This is a genomic window from Methylosinus trichosporium OB3b, from assembly GCF_002752655.1.
Lineage (GTDB): Bacteria > Pseudomonadota > Alphaproteobacteria > Rhizobiales > Beijerinckiaceae > Methylosinus > Methylosinus trichosporium.
Map to the genome: position 1 here is coordinate 4370217 of NZ_CP023737.1, position 14577 is coordinate 4384793.

The 14577-nt window shown below is 66.0% G+C and carries 15 protein-coding genes; 8 read left to right on the top strand and 7 right to left on the bottom strand.

The annotated features are described in order from the left end of the window. Positions 1 to 2: 2 nt before the first annotated feature. Positions 3 to 332 carry a 2Fe-2S iron-sulfur cluster-binding family protein gene (locus tag CQW49_RS20735; RefSeq protein ID WP_003611467.1) on the top strand — a complete coding sequence of 110 codons (330 nt, stop codon included), beginning with the start codon at positions 3 to 5 and terminating at the stop codon, positions 330 to 332. Between the two features lie 58 nt (positions 333 to 390). On the opposite strand, the gene glnA is transcribed toward CQW49_RS20735, so the two are convergent. From glnA to sseA, 4 genes are all read right to left on the bottom strand, one after another. Next, positions 391 to 1800: a type I glutamate--ammonia ligase gene (gene glnA / locus CQW49_RS20740; protein ID WP_003611465.1), complete on the bottom strand. Its 1410-nt coding sequence runs from the start codon at positions 1798 to 1800 to the stop codon at positions 391 to 393. A 98-nt stretch (positions 1801 to 1898) separates the two neighbouring features. Then, entirely contained in the window at positions 1899 to 2237 is a 339-nt protein-coding gene (locus tag CQW49_RS20745; RefSeq protein ID WP_003611463.1) for a P-II family nitrogen regulator, read from the bottom strand. A gap of 314 nt (positions 2238 to 2551) precedes the next feature. Continuing rightward, a complete protein-coding gene (locus CQW49_RS20750) occupies positions 2552 to 3571 on the bottom strand; it encodes a glutamine synthetase beta-grasp domain-containing protein (RefSeq protein WP_003611461.1) in 1020 nt (339 codons plus the stop codon). 337 nt (positions 3572 to 3908) lie between these two features. Beyond that, entirely contained in the window at positions 3909 to 4763 is an 855-nt protein-coding gene (gene sseA, locus CQW49_RS20755; protein WP_003611459.1) for a 3-mercaptopyruvate sulfurtransferase, read from the bottom strand. Between the two features lie 126 nt (positions 4764 to 4889). Between sseA and CQW49_RS20760 the strand changes: the two genes are divergently transcribed. From CQW49_RS20760 to CQW49_RS20780, 5 genes are all read left to right on the top strand, one after another. Then, positions 4890 to 5306 (top strand): CxxCxxCC domain-containing protein, encoded by a 417-nt coding sequence (locus tag CQW49_RS20760; RefSeq protein WP_003611458.1) that lies wholly within the window; start codon positions 4890 to 4892, stop codon positions 5304 to 5306. Positions 5307 to 5445: 139 nt separating this feature from the next. Beyond that, positions 5446 to 6240, top strand: coding sequence for a DUF3108 domain-containing protein (locus CQW49_RS20765; RefSeq protein WP_244441271.1), 795 nt, complete (start codon positions 5446 to 5448; stop codon positions 6238 to 6240). Between the two features lie 164 nt (positions 6241 to 6404). Continuing rightward, positions 6405 to 7751 carry an IS4 family transposase gene (locus CQW49_RS20770; protein WP_024749416.1) on the top strand — a complete coding sequence of 449 codons (1347 nt, stop codon included), beginning with the start codon at positions 6405 to 6407 and terminating at the stop codon, positions 7749 to 7751. A 153-nt stretch (positions 7752 to 7904) separates the two neighbouring features. Next, on the top strand, positions 7905 to 8654 hold the full coding sequence (locus CQW49_RS20775) for an acetoacetate decarboxylase (protein WP_003611454.1): 750 nt from the start codon (positions 7905 to 7907) through the stop codon (positions 8652 to 8654). Then, the gene (locus tag CQW49_RS20780) at positions 8651 to 10003 is read left to right on the top strand and encodes a peptide MFS transporter (RefSeq protein ID WP_003611452.1); all 1353 of its coding nucleotides are present in this window, start codon (positions 8651 to 8653) and stop codon (positions 10001 to 10003) included. Before CQW49_RS20775 ends, CQW49_RS20780 begins: the two co-directional genes overlap by 4 nt. A 10-nt stretch (positions 10004 to 10013) precedes the next feature. Here the strand turns inward: CQW49_RS20780 and nhaR are convergent, their stop codons facing one another. Continuing rightward, complete coding sequence (gene nhaR / locus CQW49_RS20785; protein WP_003611451.1) at positions 10014 to 10919, bottom strand: transcriptional activator NhaR; 906 nt, start codon at positions 10917 to 10919, stop codon at positions 10014 to 10016. A gap of 93 nt (positions 10920 to 11012) precedes the next feature. On the opposite strand from nhaR, the gene CQW49_RS20790 reads away from it, so the two are divergent. Beyond that, positions 11013 to 11669, top strand: a complete 657-nt coding sequence (locus tag CQW49_RS20790) for a carbonic anhydrase (RefSeq protein WP_003611450.1) — start codon at positions 11013 to 11015, stop codon at positions 11667 to 11669. A gap of 72 nt (positions 11670 to 11741) precedes the next feature. After that, positions 11742 to 13262: a SulP family inorganic anion transporter gene (locus CQW49_RS20795; protein WP_244593391.1), complete on the top strand. Its 1521-nt coding sequence runs from the start codon at positions 11742 to 11744 to the stop codon at positions 13260 to 13262. Here CQW49_RS20795 and CQW49_RS20800 read toward each other — a convergent pair. Together CQW49_RS20800 and CQW49_RS20805 are read right to left on the bottom strand one after the other, a co-directional pair. Then, the gene (locus CQW49_RS20800) at positions 13259 to 13984 is read right to left on the bottom strand and encodes an arylesterase (RefSeq protein ID WP_003611446.1); all 726 of its coding nucleotides are present in this window, start codon (positions 13982 to 13984) and stop codon (positions 13259 to 13261) included. The two genes, CQW49_RS20795 and CQW49_RS20800, sit on opposite strands and share 4 nt — an antisense overlap. Before the next feature lie 141 nt (positions 13985 to 14125). Beyond that, on the bottom strand, positions 14126 to 14527 hold the full coding sequence (locus CQW49_RS20805) for a hypothetical protein (RefSeq protein WP_003611444.1): 402 nt from the start codon (positions 14525 to 14527) through the stop codon (positions 14126 to 14128). Positions 14528 to 14577: the final 50 nt, after the last annotated feature.

A 14577-nucleotide genomic window follows, 5' to 3' on the forward strand; every position in this document is an offset into this window, starting at 1 on the left:
GAATGACGAAATTCACGCTCGAGACGCGCGACGGAACGCGATCGGAGATCGCCGGCAAGGATCGCGCGACGATGATGAAGCTGATCCGCAAATCGGGCGTGCAGGAGCTGCTCGCGGAATGCGGCGGCAGCTGCACCTGCGCCACCTGCCAAATCTATGTCGATCTGCCCGAGGGCGTCGCCATGCCCCCGATCGAGACCGCCGAAGCCATCATGCTGGCCAAGGCGCCCAACCGCCGGCTCAATTCGCGTCTCGCCTGTCAGATGAAATTCGACTCGAGCCTCGATGGGATGCATGTCTGCATCGCGCCGGAGGATTTCAGTCAGATGTAAGGGCCGGGGGAGGGGCCCGGACGAAAAAGGCCCGATCTTTCGATCGGGCCCTCGGGTCTCAGTAGCTGTAATACATGTCGTATTCGACCGGGTGGGGCGCCATCTCGAAGCGATAGACGTCCTGATACTTCAGGTCGATGTAGGAGAGGATGAAGTCCTCGTTGAAGACGCCGCCAGCGGTCAGGAAGCCGTAGTCGGCCTTCAGGCTGTCGAGCGCCTCGCGCAGCGAGCCGCACACCGTCGGGATCGCCTTCAGCTCCTCCGGCGGCAGGTCGTACAGGTCCTTGTCGGAGGGCTGGCCCGGATCGATCTTGTTGGCGATGCCGTCGAGGCCGGCCATCAGCATGGCCGAGAAGGCGAGATAGGGGTTCGCTGTCGGATCGGGGAAGCGAACCTCGACGCGCTTCGCCTTCGGGCTGGTCGCGAAGGGAATGCGGCAGGAGGCCGAGCGGTTGCGCGACGAATAGGCGAGCAGCACCGGCGCCTCGAAGCCCGGAACCAGGCGCTTATAGGAGTTCGTCGACGGATTGGTGAAGGCGTTCAGCGCCTTGGCGTGCTTGATGATGCCGCCGATATACCACAGGCACTCCTGGGAGAGGCCGGCGTATTTGTCGCCCGCGAACACCGGCTTGCCTTCCTTCCAGATCGACTGGTGGACATGCATGCCCGAGCCATTGTCGCCATAGACCGGCTTCGGCATGAAGGTCGCCGTCTTGCCGTAGGAATGCGCGACCTGATGGATCGCATATTTGTAGATCTGCAGATGGTCGGCGACCTCGACGAGCGTCGCGAACTTCAGGCCGAGCTCGTGCTGGGCGGAGGCGACCTCGTGATGGTGCTTCTCGACTTTTACGCCCATCGACGCCATGGCCGCCAGCATCTCGCCGCGCATGTCCTGGGCGGAGTCGATCGGCGGAACCGGGAAATAGCCGCCCTTGGTGCGCACGCGATGGCCGAGATTGCCACCTTCATAGGCCGTGTCGGAATTGGTCGGCAGCTCGACCGAATCGACGGTGAAGCCGGTGTTGTAGGGATCGGTGGAGAAGCGCACGTCGTCGAAGACGAAGAATTCGGCTTCCGGACCGAAGAAGGAGGTGTCGCCGACGCCGGTCGACTGCAGATAGGCCTGCGCCTTCTTGGCGATGCCGCGCGGGTCGCGGTTGTAGGGCTGGCCGGTGGTCGGCTCGACGACGTCGCAGACGATCGACAGGGTGGAGGCGGCGAAGAACGGATCGGTCGTGACCGTGGAGAGGTCGGGCAGCAGCGTCATGTCGGACTCGTTGATCGCCTTCCAGCCGGCGATGGAGGAGCCGTCGAACATGATGCCTTCGTTCAGCGCATCCTCGTCGACGATCGACACGTCGAAAGTGACATGCTGCCACTTGCCGCGCGGATCCGTAAAGCGGAAATCCACATATTTCACGTCGTTGTCGGCGATCTGCTTGAGAACGTCCTTGGCCGTCGTCATGTCGTGGAGCCTTCAGTTCGATGTGGAGCGTCGAAGCGTATTGCGCGAGCGGGATGATGAAGCCGCAGGGCGCGCCGAGATCGACGGGATGAGCCGGTTCAGATCGCGTCCGCCCCGGTCTCGCCGGTGCGGATTCGGATCGCGCCTTCGACATTGGAGACGAAAATCTTTCCGTCGCCGATGCGGCCCGTCTGCGCGGCTTTGCGGATCGCCTCGATCGCGCGATCGACGGTGTCGTCCGCGAGCACGATCTCGATCTTCACCTTGGGCAGGAAGTCGACCACATATTCCGCGCCGCGATAGAGCTCGGTGTGCCCTTTCTGGCGACCGAAACCCTTCGCCTCGGTGACAGTAATGCCTTGCAGGCCGGCGACTTGCAGCGCCTCTTTTACTTCATCGAGCTTGAAGGGTTTGATGATCGCCTCGATTTTCTTCATTCACCCTTCCCCGCATCGCTCGTGTTCCGAGGCTGCGACGGCTTCCGCCCTCCCGGCCCGGGAACCGAGGGCTAATAGCATCTGCTGCAAAAATGTTCCACGGCTAAAATAGCGCGGACGATCGCAGCCGACGCCCAAAAATGAGGCGTCGGCTGCGGTCGTCGACGTCGAATTCGCGCGAGCGAATGTGCGGAGATCAGAAAAGTCTCAGGGTTTCGCTCGCCTCTTTCAGAAAGCCAGCAGCGGCGCGAAACGACGCGTCGCCGCTCGATCGTCCGGCGTCGGAGCGACGCGCCTCGGTCGCCGAAGCGATCTCAACGTGTCGGCACGGTCGAGATCGTCTTCAGAATCTGCGAGGCGATCTGGTAGGGGTCTCCTTGCGAGTTCGGACGGCGATCTTCCAGATAGCCTCTGTAATCGTTCTTGACGAAGCTGTGCGGCACGCGGATCGAGGCTCCACGATCGGCGACGCCCCAGCTGAATGTGTTGATCGACGCGGTTTCGTGCAGGCCGGTCAAGCGCAGATGATTATCCGGTCCATAGACCGCGATATGCGCGTCCTTAGCCTTCTCGAACGCGCTCATCAGCTGCTCGAAATAGGCTTTGCCGCCGACCTCGCGCAGATAAGCGGTCGAGAAATTGGCGTGCATGCCGGAGCCGTTCCAATCGGTGTTGCCGAGCGGCTTGCAGTGGAACTCGATGTCGATGCCGTATTTCTCGGCGAGGCGCAGCAGGATGTAGCGCGCCACCCACATCTCGTCGGCGGCTTTGCGCGAGCCCTTGCCGAACACCTGGAACTCCCACTGGCCCTTGGCCACCTCGGCGTTGATGCCTTCGTGATTGATGCCGGCCTCGAGGCAGATGTCGAGATGCTCCTCGACGATCTGGCGCGCGATCTCGCCGACGTTCTTATAGCCGACGCCAGTGTAATAGGGCCCCTGCGGCGCCGGGAAGCCGGACTCGGGAAAGCCGAGCGGACGGCCGTTCTTGTAGAAGAAATATTCCTGCTCGAAGCCGAACCAGGCGCCCTCGTCGTCGAGAATGGTGGCGCGCGCGTTGGACGGATGCGGCGTCACGCCGTCCGGCATCATCACCTCGCACATCACCAGCGCGCCATTGGTGCGCGTGCTGTCCGGGAAGACGGAGACGGGCTTCAGCACGCAGTCGGAACTGCGGCCCTCGGCCTGCTGCGTCGAGCTGCCGTCGAAGCCCCAGAGCGGCAGCTCCTCGAGCGTCGGGAAGCGGTCGAAATGTTTGATCTGCGTTTTGCCGCGTAGATTCGGCACCGGCTTATAGCCGTCGAGCCAGAGATACTCGAGCTTGTATTTGGGCATTTGTTACGCCTCCTTCCCTCTGTCGAGGCTCGACGCTGCGCTTTGCGGCTGTTGATCTTCGATGACGGCGGCGGCCGTCGAACGCGCTTTTTGCTACAGCACAGCCCGTGCCATACGCCGATTTTCGGGTGAGGGGGCTCGCGGGCCGCGGGGGTGCGCGGCCGTCTTCGCGCAGCCTGTCACATAATCGTTTGTTTTTGTTTCAGGGGATCGAGCCGTCGTTGCTTTTCGACGGATTGGACGCGCCGCGCCCGCCGCCCGGGCGGCGCCGACAGCGGTGGTCCTTCGCCCGGATTTTCGGCAGGCTCCGCCTCGGACGGCGGCGCCCGGCCTGCGATCAAACCTCGATGACGACGGGGCAATCGCCGCGCGCGCCCCATTCCGACCAGGAGCCGTCATAGACCGTCGCCGGCCGGCGCCCCGTGGCGGCGAGCGCGAGGCTCAGGATCGAGGCGGTGAGGCCCGATCCGCAGCTCGCGATGATCGGGCGGTCGGGGTCGACGCCGGCCCCAGCGAAGGCGCCCTCGAGCGCCGCGCGGTCCTTCAGCCGGCCTTGCTCGACCAGCGCGCCGAAGGGCAGGTTGAGCGCGCCGGGCATATGGCCGGAGCGCAGCCCCGGTCGCGGCTCGGGCGCGAGCCCGCGGAATCGCTCCGACGCGCGCACGTCGACGACCTGCGCCGAGCCGACGGCGAGCGCCTTCTTCACATCCTCGGCGTCGGCGACGAGGCCATGGTCGACGCGGGGCGTGAAATGCCGGGGCTGGCGTGTCGCCGGCCCCTCTTCGAGCGGGCGTCCCTCGGCGATCCAGGCCGGCAGGCCGCCGTCGAGGATCGACACCTCGTTCGCGCCGAACACCTGCAAGGTCCACCACAGGCGCGGCGCCGAGAACAGGCCGACGCTGTCGTAGACGACGGCGCGCATGCCGTCGCCGAAGCCGAGCTTGCGCACCGCCGAGGAGAAGGCCACGGCGTCCGGCAGCATGTGCGGCAGGTCGGTCGAATGATCGGCGATCGCGTCGATGTCGAAGAAGACCGCCCCGGGAATGTGGCCCGCCAGATATTCCGCGTGGGCGTCGCGCCCTGCCGCCGGCATGTGCCAGGAGGCGTCGAGGACGAGGAGGTCCGGGGCGTGCAGGTGCTCGGCGAGCCATTGCGTGGTGACGAACAGGTTCTGCGGATCGGGTCTCGTCATGCTCGTGCTCCTTGGACCATTCGTCCCGGCTCGGCGGCGAAGGCGATGGCGCGGGCGGCGCGATCGTTGTAACCAGTGTAGCAGAACGATTCGATCCACCCAATCGGCGCGCACGCGAAACCTCTCATGCTCGACATTCCCGGCAAGGCCTGCGGTCCCTGCGCCTTCTGCTGCAAGGTTCTCGAGATCGACGAATTCGACAAGCGCGCCGGCGTCTGGTGTGGTCATTGCACGCGCACAAGCGGCTGCGGCGTCTATGCGACGCGCCCGCAAGTGTGTCGCGATTATCAGTGCCGCTGGAAGGAAGAGCGCGAGCTCGGGCCGCCCTTGAGGCCGGACCGGGTGGGGACACTGCTGATGGACGATCCCGACAGCGACGAATATCATGCGGTCTGTGACCCGGAAAAGCCGTTTTCCTGGCGTAATCAGCTCGTATTCAAGCACCTCGTGAGCGAGGCGAAAGCCGGCCGCATCGTCGTCGCCAAAGCGGGTTTGCGCGCCTGGCGCGTCTTCGCCGACGGCAGCTGGCGGGAATGGGTCTGAGCGGCCCGTCCGCCGGATGGGCAGAGCGCCGACGAGACGCTCGCGGTGGTGTTGGTGGCGGATGATTGGATCGATCGCGGATTCCGGCATGGCTCGAGTGTCATTCGTTCTCGTAAGGGCTCGCGGCGCCGTTCGTGGCTTGGCCGCGTCGCTTCTCACACTGGCCGCGGCGGGCCCGGCCTTCGCGGCCGAGACGCTGAAGGCGAATTATTCGTTGAGCCTCATCGGCTTCTCTATCGGCCACGCCTCGGCCCAGGGCGTGTTCGACGGGCGCACCTACCGCATCGATATTTCCATGCGCACCTCGGGGCTCGCCTCGCTGGTCAATGACACGCGCGGGGCCGCCACCGCCGCCGGCGCGCTGGCGCGCGGCGGCCCGCAGCCGTCGCGCTACGCCAACACGACTTCCAACTCCTATGAGACGCGCACCGTGCGCATGGCGCTCGCCGGCAACGCTGTGCGCGCCGTCGAGGTGGAGCCGACTCCCTGGGACATGCCGGTGCGCATTCCGGTGACGGAGGGCAACAAGACCCATATCACCGATCCGGTGAGCGCCCTGCTGATGACCGTGCCGGAGAACGAGCCGCTCACCGGCCCTTCCGCCTGCAATCGCACCATACCGGTTTTCGACGGCGTGACGCGTTTCGACGTGACGCTGCAATATGTCGAGACCCGCATGGTGCAGACGCGCGGCTATGAGGGCCCGGTGTCGGTGTGCGCGGCGCGCTACACGCCGATCTCCGGGCACCGGCCCGACAGCGTCTCGACTCGCTTCATGGCCGAGAACAACGACATCACGGTCTGGCTGGCGCCGATGCCCAACGCCCATATGGTGGTGCCCTACCGATTGGCGCTGCGCACTTCGGCGGGAATGCTGGTGGTCGAGCCGGCGGAATTCCGCCTCGGCGGACGCCGGCAGGCGTCCGAGCAGTGAGGCGATAGGCTGGGGTCGCTGGAATCACGAATAATTTGGAGAGAGGCGCCGGCCCCTCACCTCACCTCACCTCTCCCCGCGAGCCTACGGAGTTCACGGAAGCGATTCCCAAAGCGTTGCATTTGCGCTTCACAGGTCCGAGCGAATCGGATCGGAGGCGGGTCATGGGGTTTGGGGTCGGCGACATTCGTGTCGAGCGCAGCGGCGACTGGCTGATGGAGCAGATCGCGGCGACGGGGTCGCTGACCTTGCGTAAGGTCGGGGCCTCGCGCAGCGGCGAGATGCGCGCCCATCGCTTCCTGTCGTCCGGCTTCGCCTCGGTCGAGGCGATCATGGAGACGCTGGGCGCGCGCACCGCGGAGCGCTGCGCCGGTCGCCGGGTGGTGGCCGCACAGGATACGAGCGAGATCAATTTCGCCGGCCGCTCGGCCAAGCGTCGCGGCCTGGGGCCCGCCGGCAATGGATGCGATCCTGGCTTCTTCATCCATCCGGTGCTGGCCATAGACGCCGATGACGAGGCCGTAGTCGGCCTCGTCGACGCGCGGATCTGGACGCGTCCGCAGACGAAGGCGCCGGCGCGGCGCGGCCGCGCTTTCGAGGACAAGGAATCGGCGCGCTGGCTCGAAGGCTGCGCGAGCGCCGCAGAGCAGCTCGGCGCGGCCGCCGAAGTCACCGTCGTCGGCGACCGCGAGAGCGACATCTTCCAGCTTTTCGCGCGGCGTCCCGAGGGCGTCCATCTCGTCGTGCGCGCCGCCCAGGATCGCCGTATCGAAGGCGGCTCTCTCTTCGAGGCGGCCGCCGCGGCCGCGCCGCTGACGACGACAATGACCAAGGTCGCGCCGCGCGGGCCGGGCGACAAAGGGCGCCTCGCCAGGGTCGAGCTGCGCGCGGTCCGCGTCCGCCTCCTCGCCCCGGCCTCCCTCTCCGCGAAGGAAAAGACGGGCGCGCCGGCTGTCGAGCTGACGCTGGTGGAGGCGCGCGAGATCGAGCCGCCGGAAGGCGTCGCTTCGCTGCTGTGGCGGCTCCTGACCACCCATGCGGCCGAAACCGCCGAACAGGCGCGCGAGATCGTGCGTTGCTATCGCTTGCGCTGGCGGATCGAGCAATTGTTCCGCACCCTCAAAAGCGACGGGCTCGCGCTCGAGGACAGCCAGATCGTCGACGCCGAGCGGTTGATGCGGCTCTCGGCGGTGGCCCTCGGAGCGGCGGCTCGCATCATTCAACTGGTCGACGCGCGCGACGGCGGCCCGCGCTCCTGTGGCGACGTCGTCGACGAGGCCCTGGTCGAGCCGCTCGAGGCGATCGGCAAGACCTTGGAGGGCAAGACGGAACGGCAGAAGAACCCGCATGAGAAGGGCTCGCTCGCATGGCTCGCTTGGATCACAGCCCGTTTGGGAGGCTGGAACTGCTACTACAAGCCGCCCGGCCCCAAGACGATGCGAGACGGATGGAACCGCCTCGCCTCCATGCTCGCCGGATACGCCATCGCAACAGCCAAAGCGTTTCCGTGAATCCCGTAGCCCCGCGAGCGGGGAGAGGAGGCGCCCGGCGCTGTTGGAACGCACGAATGGTTCGGACAGCGGCGCCGTTGATCCCTCCGCGCGATCGTCGTGAAATTGCGCTATCTAGGCGTCTTCGCATCATCCGTTCACGGAGCCTTCGACATGAAGATCGCCGATGTGCGCAGCACCGCCTTCGCCATGCCGCTCACCAATCCCGCTTATCCGCGCGGACCCTATCGCTTCTACAACCGCGAGTTCATCGTCATCACCTACCGCACCGATCGCGCGGCGCTCGAGGCCGTGGTGCCGGAGCCGCTCGAGATCGACGAGCCGATCGTCAAATATGAGTTCATCCGTATGCCGGATTCGACCGGCTTCGGCGATTATACCGAGACGGGGCAGGTGATCCCGGTCACCTACAAGGGCGAGAAGGGCGCTTATGTCCACGCCATGTATCTCGACGACGACGCGCCCATCGCCGGCGGGCGTGAGTTGTGGGGCTTTCCCAAGAAACTCGCCTCGCCGAAGATCGAGCATGACGGCGACGTCATCGTCTGCACATTGCGTTATGGAAAGGCGCTCTGCGTTTCCGCCTCGGTCGGCTACAAGCATCGCATTCTCGAAGCGGCGCCGATCGCGCAATCGCTGACGCAGCCGAATTTCCTGCTCAAGATCATTCCGCATGTCGACGGTTCGCCGCGCGTGCTGGAGCTGGTGCGCTATTATATGACCGACATCGTGATGAAAGGCGCCTGGGCTTCGCCCGCGGCGATCGATCTCTATTCGCATGTCGCCTGCGACGTCGCGCGGCTGCCGGTGCGCGAGGTGATCTCGGCCGTGCATTTTTCCGCCGATCTCACTCTGGCGCTCGGAGAGGTCGTGTTCGATTATCTCGCGCCGGACGGTGCATGACCGTCGCTGATCGCGGCGGCTCCGACTGGTTCGGCCATCCGCGCGGGCTGACCATCCTGTTCTCGGCCGAGATGTGGGAGCGCTTCTCCTATTATGGGATGCGCGCCCTGCTCGTTCTCTATATGGTCGAGCATCTTCTCGATCCGGCGTGGGCGGGCGATGTGCTCGGCCTCGCCGCGCTGAGGCGCGCGCTGGAGAGCCTCTCCGGCCCGCTCGCGATTCAGCCCTTCGCCTCGCAGATCTACGGGCTCTACACCGGCTTCGTCTATCTGACGCCGATCCTCGGCGGCGTGCTCGCCGACCAATGGCTCGGCCGTCGCCGCACCGTCGCGCTCGGCGGCGCGCTGATGGCCGCCGGCCATTTCCTGATGGCGTTCGAAGCGCTTTTTCTCGTCGCTCTGGCGCTGCTGATGCTCGGCAACGGCGCCTTCAAGCCCAATATCGTCACTCAGGTCGGCGGACTCTATGCGCCGGACGATGCGCGGCGCGACCGCGCCTATTCGATCTTCTATGTCGGAGTGAACATCGGCGCCTTCTTTTCGCCGCTCGTCGCCGGAACGCTGGGCGAGCGGGTCGGCTGGCATTACGGCTTCGCCAGCGCCGGCGTCGGCATGAGCATCGGCCTCCTCATTTATCTCCTCGGCCTGCCCTTGCTGCCGCCGGACCCGCCGCGCGAGAGGCGGCGGGACGCAGCGCCTTCGCGTGATCTCGCAGGGATCATGACGGGGCTGCTGCTGCTGTTCCTGCCTGCGGCGCTGTTCTGGGTCGCCTATGAGCAGCAGGGCAATACGATCGCGCTATTCGCCGCGGACGCGACCGATCGCAACGTCGACCTTCTATTCTGGCGCGGCGAGATTCCGGTGACCTGGTTTCAGGCGGTCAATCCGCTGATGATCTTTCTGTTCACGCCGGCGCTCGTCGCCTTCTGGGCGCGGCTCGCGATCTCGCGGCGAGAGCCCTCGACGACGATGAAGCTCGCGCTCGGCTGTCTCCTGCTCGCGCTCTCTTACGCGCTTCTCGCGGCGGCGGCGTGGGTCGATGCGGACGGCAAGACCTCGGCGATGTGGCTCGTCGCCTATTTCGCGCTTCTCACGCTCGGCGAGCTGCATTTCTGGCCGATCGCGCTGTCGCTGGTGTCGCGCCTCGCGCCGGATCGCTCGTCGGTGATGGGCCTTTGGCTCGCCAGCAATTTTCTCGGCGCGCTCGCGGCGGGCTGGCTCGGTGGATTCTGGTCGCGCTTTTCTCCCGGCGGCTTCTTCCTGCTGGTGGCGGCGGTCGCCCTCGCCGGGAGCGCGATGATCGTCGCTTTCCGTTCGAAGCTGCGCGAATTGATCGGCGAGCGAGCCTGACGGCGCGCCGTCACGCGGGACTCGTCAAAAAGTCGCGTGCGCGCTCCAAGATCGCGGCGACGCAAGGATGCTTCACCTTGCGCTGCGCGGTGATGGCATAAAAGCGCTCGCTGACGCCCGCGAGCGTGCCGATGAGCTCGACGCCATATTGGCGTTCGATCGCCTCTCGCATGGCCACCGGGCCCATGAAGAGGCCGGCGCCGGCGGAGGCGAACGTCTTCAGCAACGCGCTGTCCTCGATCTCGGCGACGATGTCGGGGAAGAGGCCATGGGCGTCGAGCCATTGATCGAGCGAGCGGCGCAGCGCCGTGTTCGTCGTCGGCAGCAGCAGCGGCGCGCCGTCGAGCGAATGCGGAAACCCTTCCGCGCAGCGCGCGTGCAGCGCCGGCGTGGCGAAGGCCGCGACGGCGCTCTCGCCGAGGAGGTGATTGTAGATGCGCGCATCGGCGGCGCTGGTCGCTGGCGCGTCGGAGATCACGAGATCGACGCCATGCACCGGCAATTCCGTCAGCAGGCGCTCCAGCTTGTCCTCGAAGCAGATGAGATGCGCGGGCGGCGCGGAGTTGAGCGCCGGCTCCAGCAGGCGATAGACGAGCAGCTTGTGGAGCGCGTTGGACACGCCGACGCTCAAGCGCTGGCCGCGCGCGCCCGGGCGATTGTCGAGCGCTTCGGCGAGCTCGCGTCCGAGCGAGAAAATCTCGTCGGCGTAATTGAAGACCGTGCGGCCGGTCTCCGTCATGACCAGATTGCGGCCCTGCTTGAGGAACAGCTTGGCGCCGATTGTCTTCTCGAACACCGCGAGCTGGCCGCTGATCGTCGGCTGGGCGAGGCGCAGCTTTTCGCTCGCGCGCGAAACCCCGCCCTCGCGCACGACGTTCCAGAAATAGAACAGGTGCTGGTAGTTGAGCCGGTCCATGAGAGTCATCCAAAAAACCGATGGAAAAAATATATATAATCTATTTTACGATATGTGAAGCGCGCCATAGGCTTTGGTCGTAGGAGGCGAGCCATGCAAAAGCTGATCGAAGGGCTTCATCATTTCCAATCCACGGTTTTCGGCAATCAGCGCGAATTGTTCGAGCGCCTGGCGCAGGGGCAATCGCCGGAGACCTTGTTCATCACTTGCGCCGATTCACGCATCGATCCTTGCCTGCTGACCAATTCACAGCCGGGCGAGCTGTTCATCCTGCGCAACGCCGGCAATCTCGTGCCGCCCTATGGCGCTGTGCGCGGCGGCGAGGCGGCGTCGATCGAATTCGCCGTCGCCGGGCTCGGGGTGAAGGACGTGGTCGTCTGCGGCCATTCGCATTGCGGCGCGATGAAGGGACTGCTCGCGCCGCCGCCGGCCGACGAGTTTCCGGCGCTCACCGAATGGCTGTCGCATGCGGAGGCGACGAAACGCATCATGCGCGACAAATATTGCGAGCATGACGCGACGCAGAAGCTCAACATCGCCATTCAGGAGAATGTCCTGGCTCAGCTCGAGAATTTGCGCACGCATCCGGCGGTCGCTTCGGCGCTGTCGCAGGGCCGACTGCGGCTGCACGGCTGGGTCTACAAGATCGAGACCGGCGAGGTGTTCGGCTACGACCCGGACGCGCGCCAATTCATCCTGCTCACGCAGCGGCCCGCGGCGGCGCAGACGCTTCGGCGCGTCGAGATCTGATCCAAGGCCGCCGCTTTCTGGAGATGCGACATGTCATCGGCAGATGTTCGAAGAGAATCCGTTTTTGTCCGCTTGCGTGACGACGTCCTCGCGTCGATCGTCGTCTTTCTCGTCGCTCTTCCGCTGTCGATGGGCCTCGCGCTCGTCGCCGGCTATCCGTTCGAGAACGCCGCCGCGGTCGGCCTCGTCAGCGGCGCGATCGGCGGCATCGTCGTCGGCCTGCTGTCGGGCTCGCCGCTGCAGGTGAGCGGCGCGGCCAATGGCGCGGCGGTGATGGTGGCGGTGTTCGTCAAGGACTTCGGCCTCGAGGCGATCGGCGTCATCGTCCTCGTCAGCGGCCTCGTCCAGGTCGTCGCCGGCGCGCTGCGCTTCGGTCCGATCTTTCGCGCCGTCTCACCGGCGCTGATTCAAGGGATGCTCGCCGGCATCGGCCTCTTGATCTTCGCCTCGCAATTCCACGTGATGGTGGACGATATTCCGCCGGGCACGGGGCGCGAGTTCGGAGGAATCATCAATCTCTATTCGCTTCCCGAGGCGATGTGGAAAGGCCTGACGATGGAGGAGCATCGGCCGGCGGCGCTGGTCGGCCTGCTCACCATCATCCTGATCTTCGCATGGAGCGAATTCGCGCCGAAGCGCTTGCGCGCGCTGCCGGCGCCGCTGATCGGCGTGGCGGTGAGCGCGGGCTTCGCCTGGTATTTCGGCCTCGGCCTCAAATATGTGCCGGCGCCGGACGATCTTTTCACGGCGATCACGCTGCCGACCAGCGCGGCTCTGCTGCGGCTGGGCGAGGGCGGCTTATGGATGGCGGGTCTCTCGCTCGCCTTCGTCGCCGGGGCCGAATCGCTCATCACCGCCACTGCGATCGACGCGATGCAGCGCCATGCGGCGCGCACGCGCTACAATCGGGAACTCGTCGCGCAGGGCGTCGGCAATATGTTGTGCGGCGTTCTCGGCGTGCTGCCGGTCTCGGGCGTCATCGTGCGCAGCTCGGCCAATGTGCAGGCCGGCGGCCGCACGCGCCTCTCCACGATTTTGCATGGCGTATGGATTTTGGTGTTCATCCTGCTGCTTCCGGGCGTGCTCAAGCTCATCCCCGTGGCGAGCCTCGCGGCCGTGCTCGTCTATGCCGGCGTCAAGCTGATCCGGATCGGCTTCGTGAAGATTCTATGGGGCCAGGACCGGGTCGAGGCCGGCGTCTATGCGGCGACCTTCGTCACTGTCGTCGCCACGGATGTGCTGACCGGTCTCGCCGTGGGCGTCGGCCTCTCGGTCGCGCGGCTGCTCTATAGCTTCTCGCGCTTCGAGATGCAGGTGGACGAGCGCGAGGGGCGTTTCGACGTCGCGCTCGTCGGCGCAGCGACCTTCATCGCTCTGCCGACCCTCGCCGGCGCGCTGGAGGCGCTGCCGTCCGACGCGCGCGTCCATGTCGATCTGAGCCGATTGAGCTTCATCGATCACGCCTGCCTCGATCTGCTGGTGAATTGGGAGCAGCAGCTCGAGGCTTCGGGCGGAGAGCTGGCGCTCGATTGGGAGAGCCTGCACGGCCTCTTCAACGAGCGCAGATTGCGCGCGACTCCGGCTGCTTCCTAGAAGGGAAAGCGGGCGGGCGCGGCGGATGGCGCATCGTCCGCCGTCGCTTGTCGGGCGTCGACGCGCTTGCGGCGCGCCGCCGCCGCGTCGAGATTGCGCTCGATCATCGGCGCGACGCCGGCGACGATGCGCTGCACGCCGGCGGCGTTGGGATGAATGCCGTCCTCTTGCATCAGCGCCGGATGGCCGAACACGCCTTGCAGGAAAAACGGATAGAGCGAGGCGCCCCAGCGCGTCGCGAGCTTGGGATAGAGCCGATCGAAGGTGACATTATAGACGAAGCCGAGCTCTGGCTTCGACAACATGCCGCCGATGACGACGAGCGTTCCCTCGCGCCGATATCCGTCGATGATCCAGTTCAGATTGCGTTCGACGACGGCAGGCTCGGTCGCCGTCAGCATGTCGTTGCCGCCGAGCTCGACAATGGCGACATCGGCGGAATAGCCTCGCGGGTCGGCGGCGAGGCGCGTCGCCGCGTCGCTGGTCGTGTCGCCGGGCATGGAGCCGTTGAATATCTCCACATTGCGATAGCCGTCGGCGCGCAGCCGCGTCGCGAGCGCTGGCGCGAAGCCATAGCCTTCCGGAACGCCGAAGCCCGAGCTCAGGCTATCGCCGAGAATGACGAGCCTCAGGGGGACGCTCTCGGCCCGGGCGGTCGAGAAGGGGAGGGCGGCGAGGAGAAGAGCCGCGGCGAAACCACGACAGTGCAGCTCGTGCTTCATGACTTGCCTCGAACGATCCGATGAAATCGAAAGGCAGGCTAGGAGCGAGGCGTCAATGCGACGTGAAGAAAGCCCGGCGCATTGGCCGGGCGTGCGGATTTCGCGCGGTTCGCGCCGTGACCGGGTGAGGCGGGCGGACGCTCAGTCCAGCCGCACTTCCTGCAGCTTCTTGCGCTTCAGCCGATCCGATCCGTATTCGAGATAGCGGATCTCGGTCGGCTCGGTCGCGCCGGGCGCGAGGCAGAAGGAGGGCGAGGGCGTGAAGCGGCCGTCCGGTCCGGCGAAACAGTCCGAATAGAGCACCTCGCAAGCGAAGGACGTGTCCTGCTTGGGCGCGGCGCGCAGCGCCAGCGCGCGCGATTTGTCGACGGCGGAGGCGCAGATCGAGGCGTCGAAGCCGAGCGCGCGGCACTGCTGCGCGGTCGCCATCAACGCGCCGCCGGAGGCGCAGGCCGGCGTGCGGCGCAGGACGAAATACAAGGTCGCGCCGCCGATGACGGCGAGGGACGCGGCGGCGACGAAGACGAGAGAGGGGCGGGCCATTGGCTTCGGGCTCCTTGGGCTGGGCGCCTGCCGAGGCGGAGGCGGCCGCT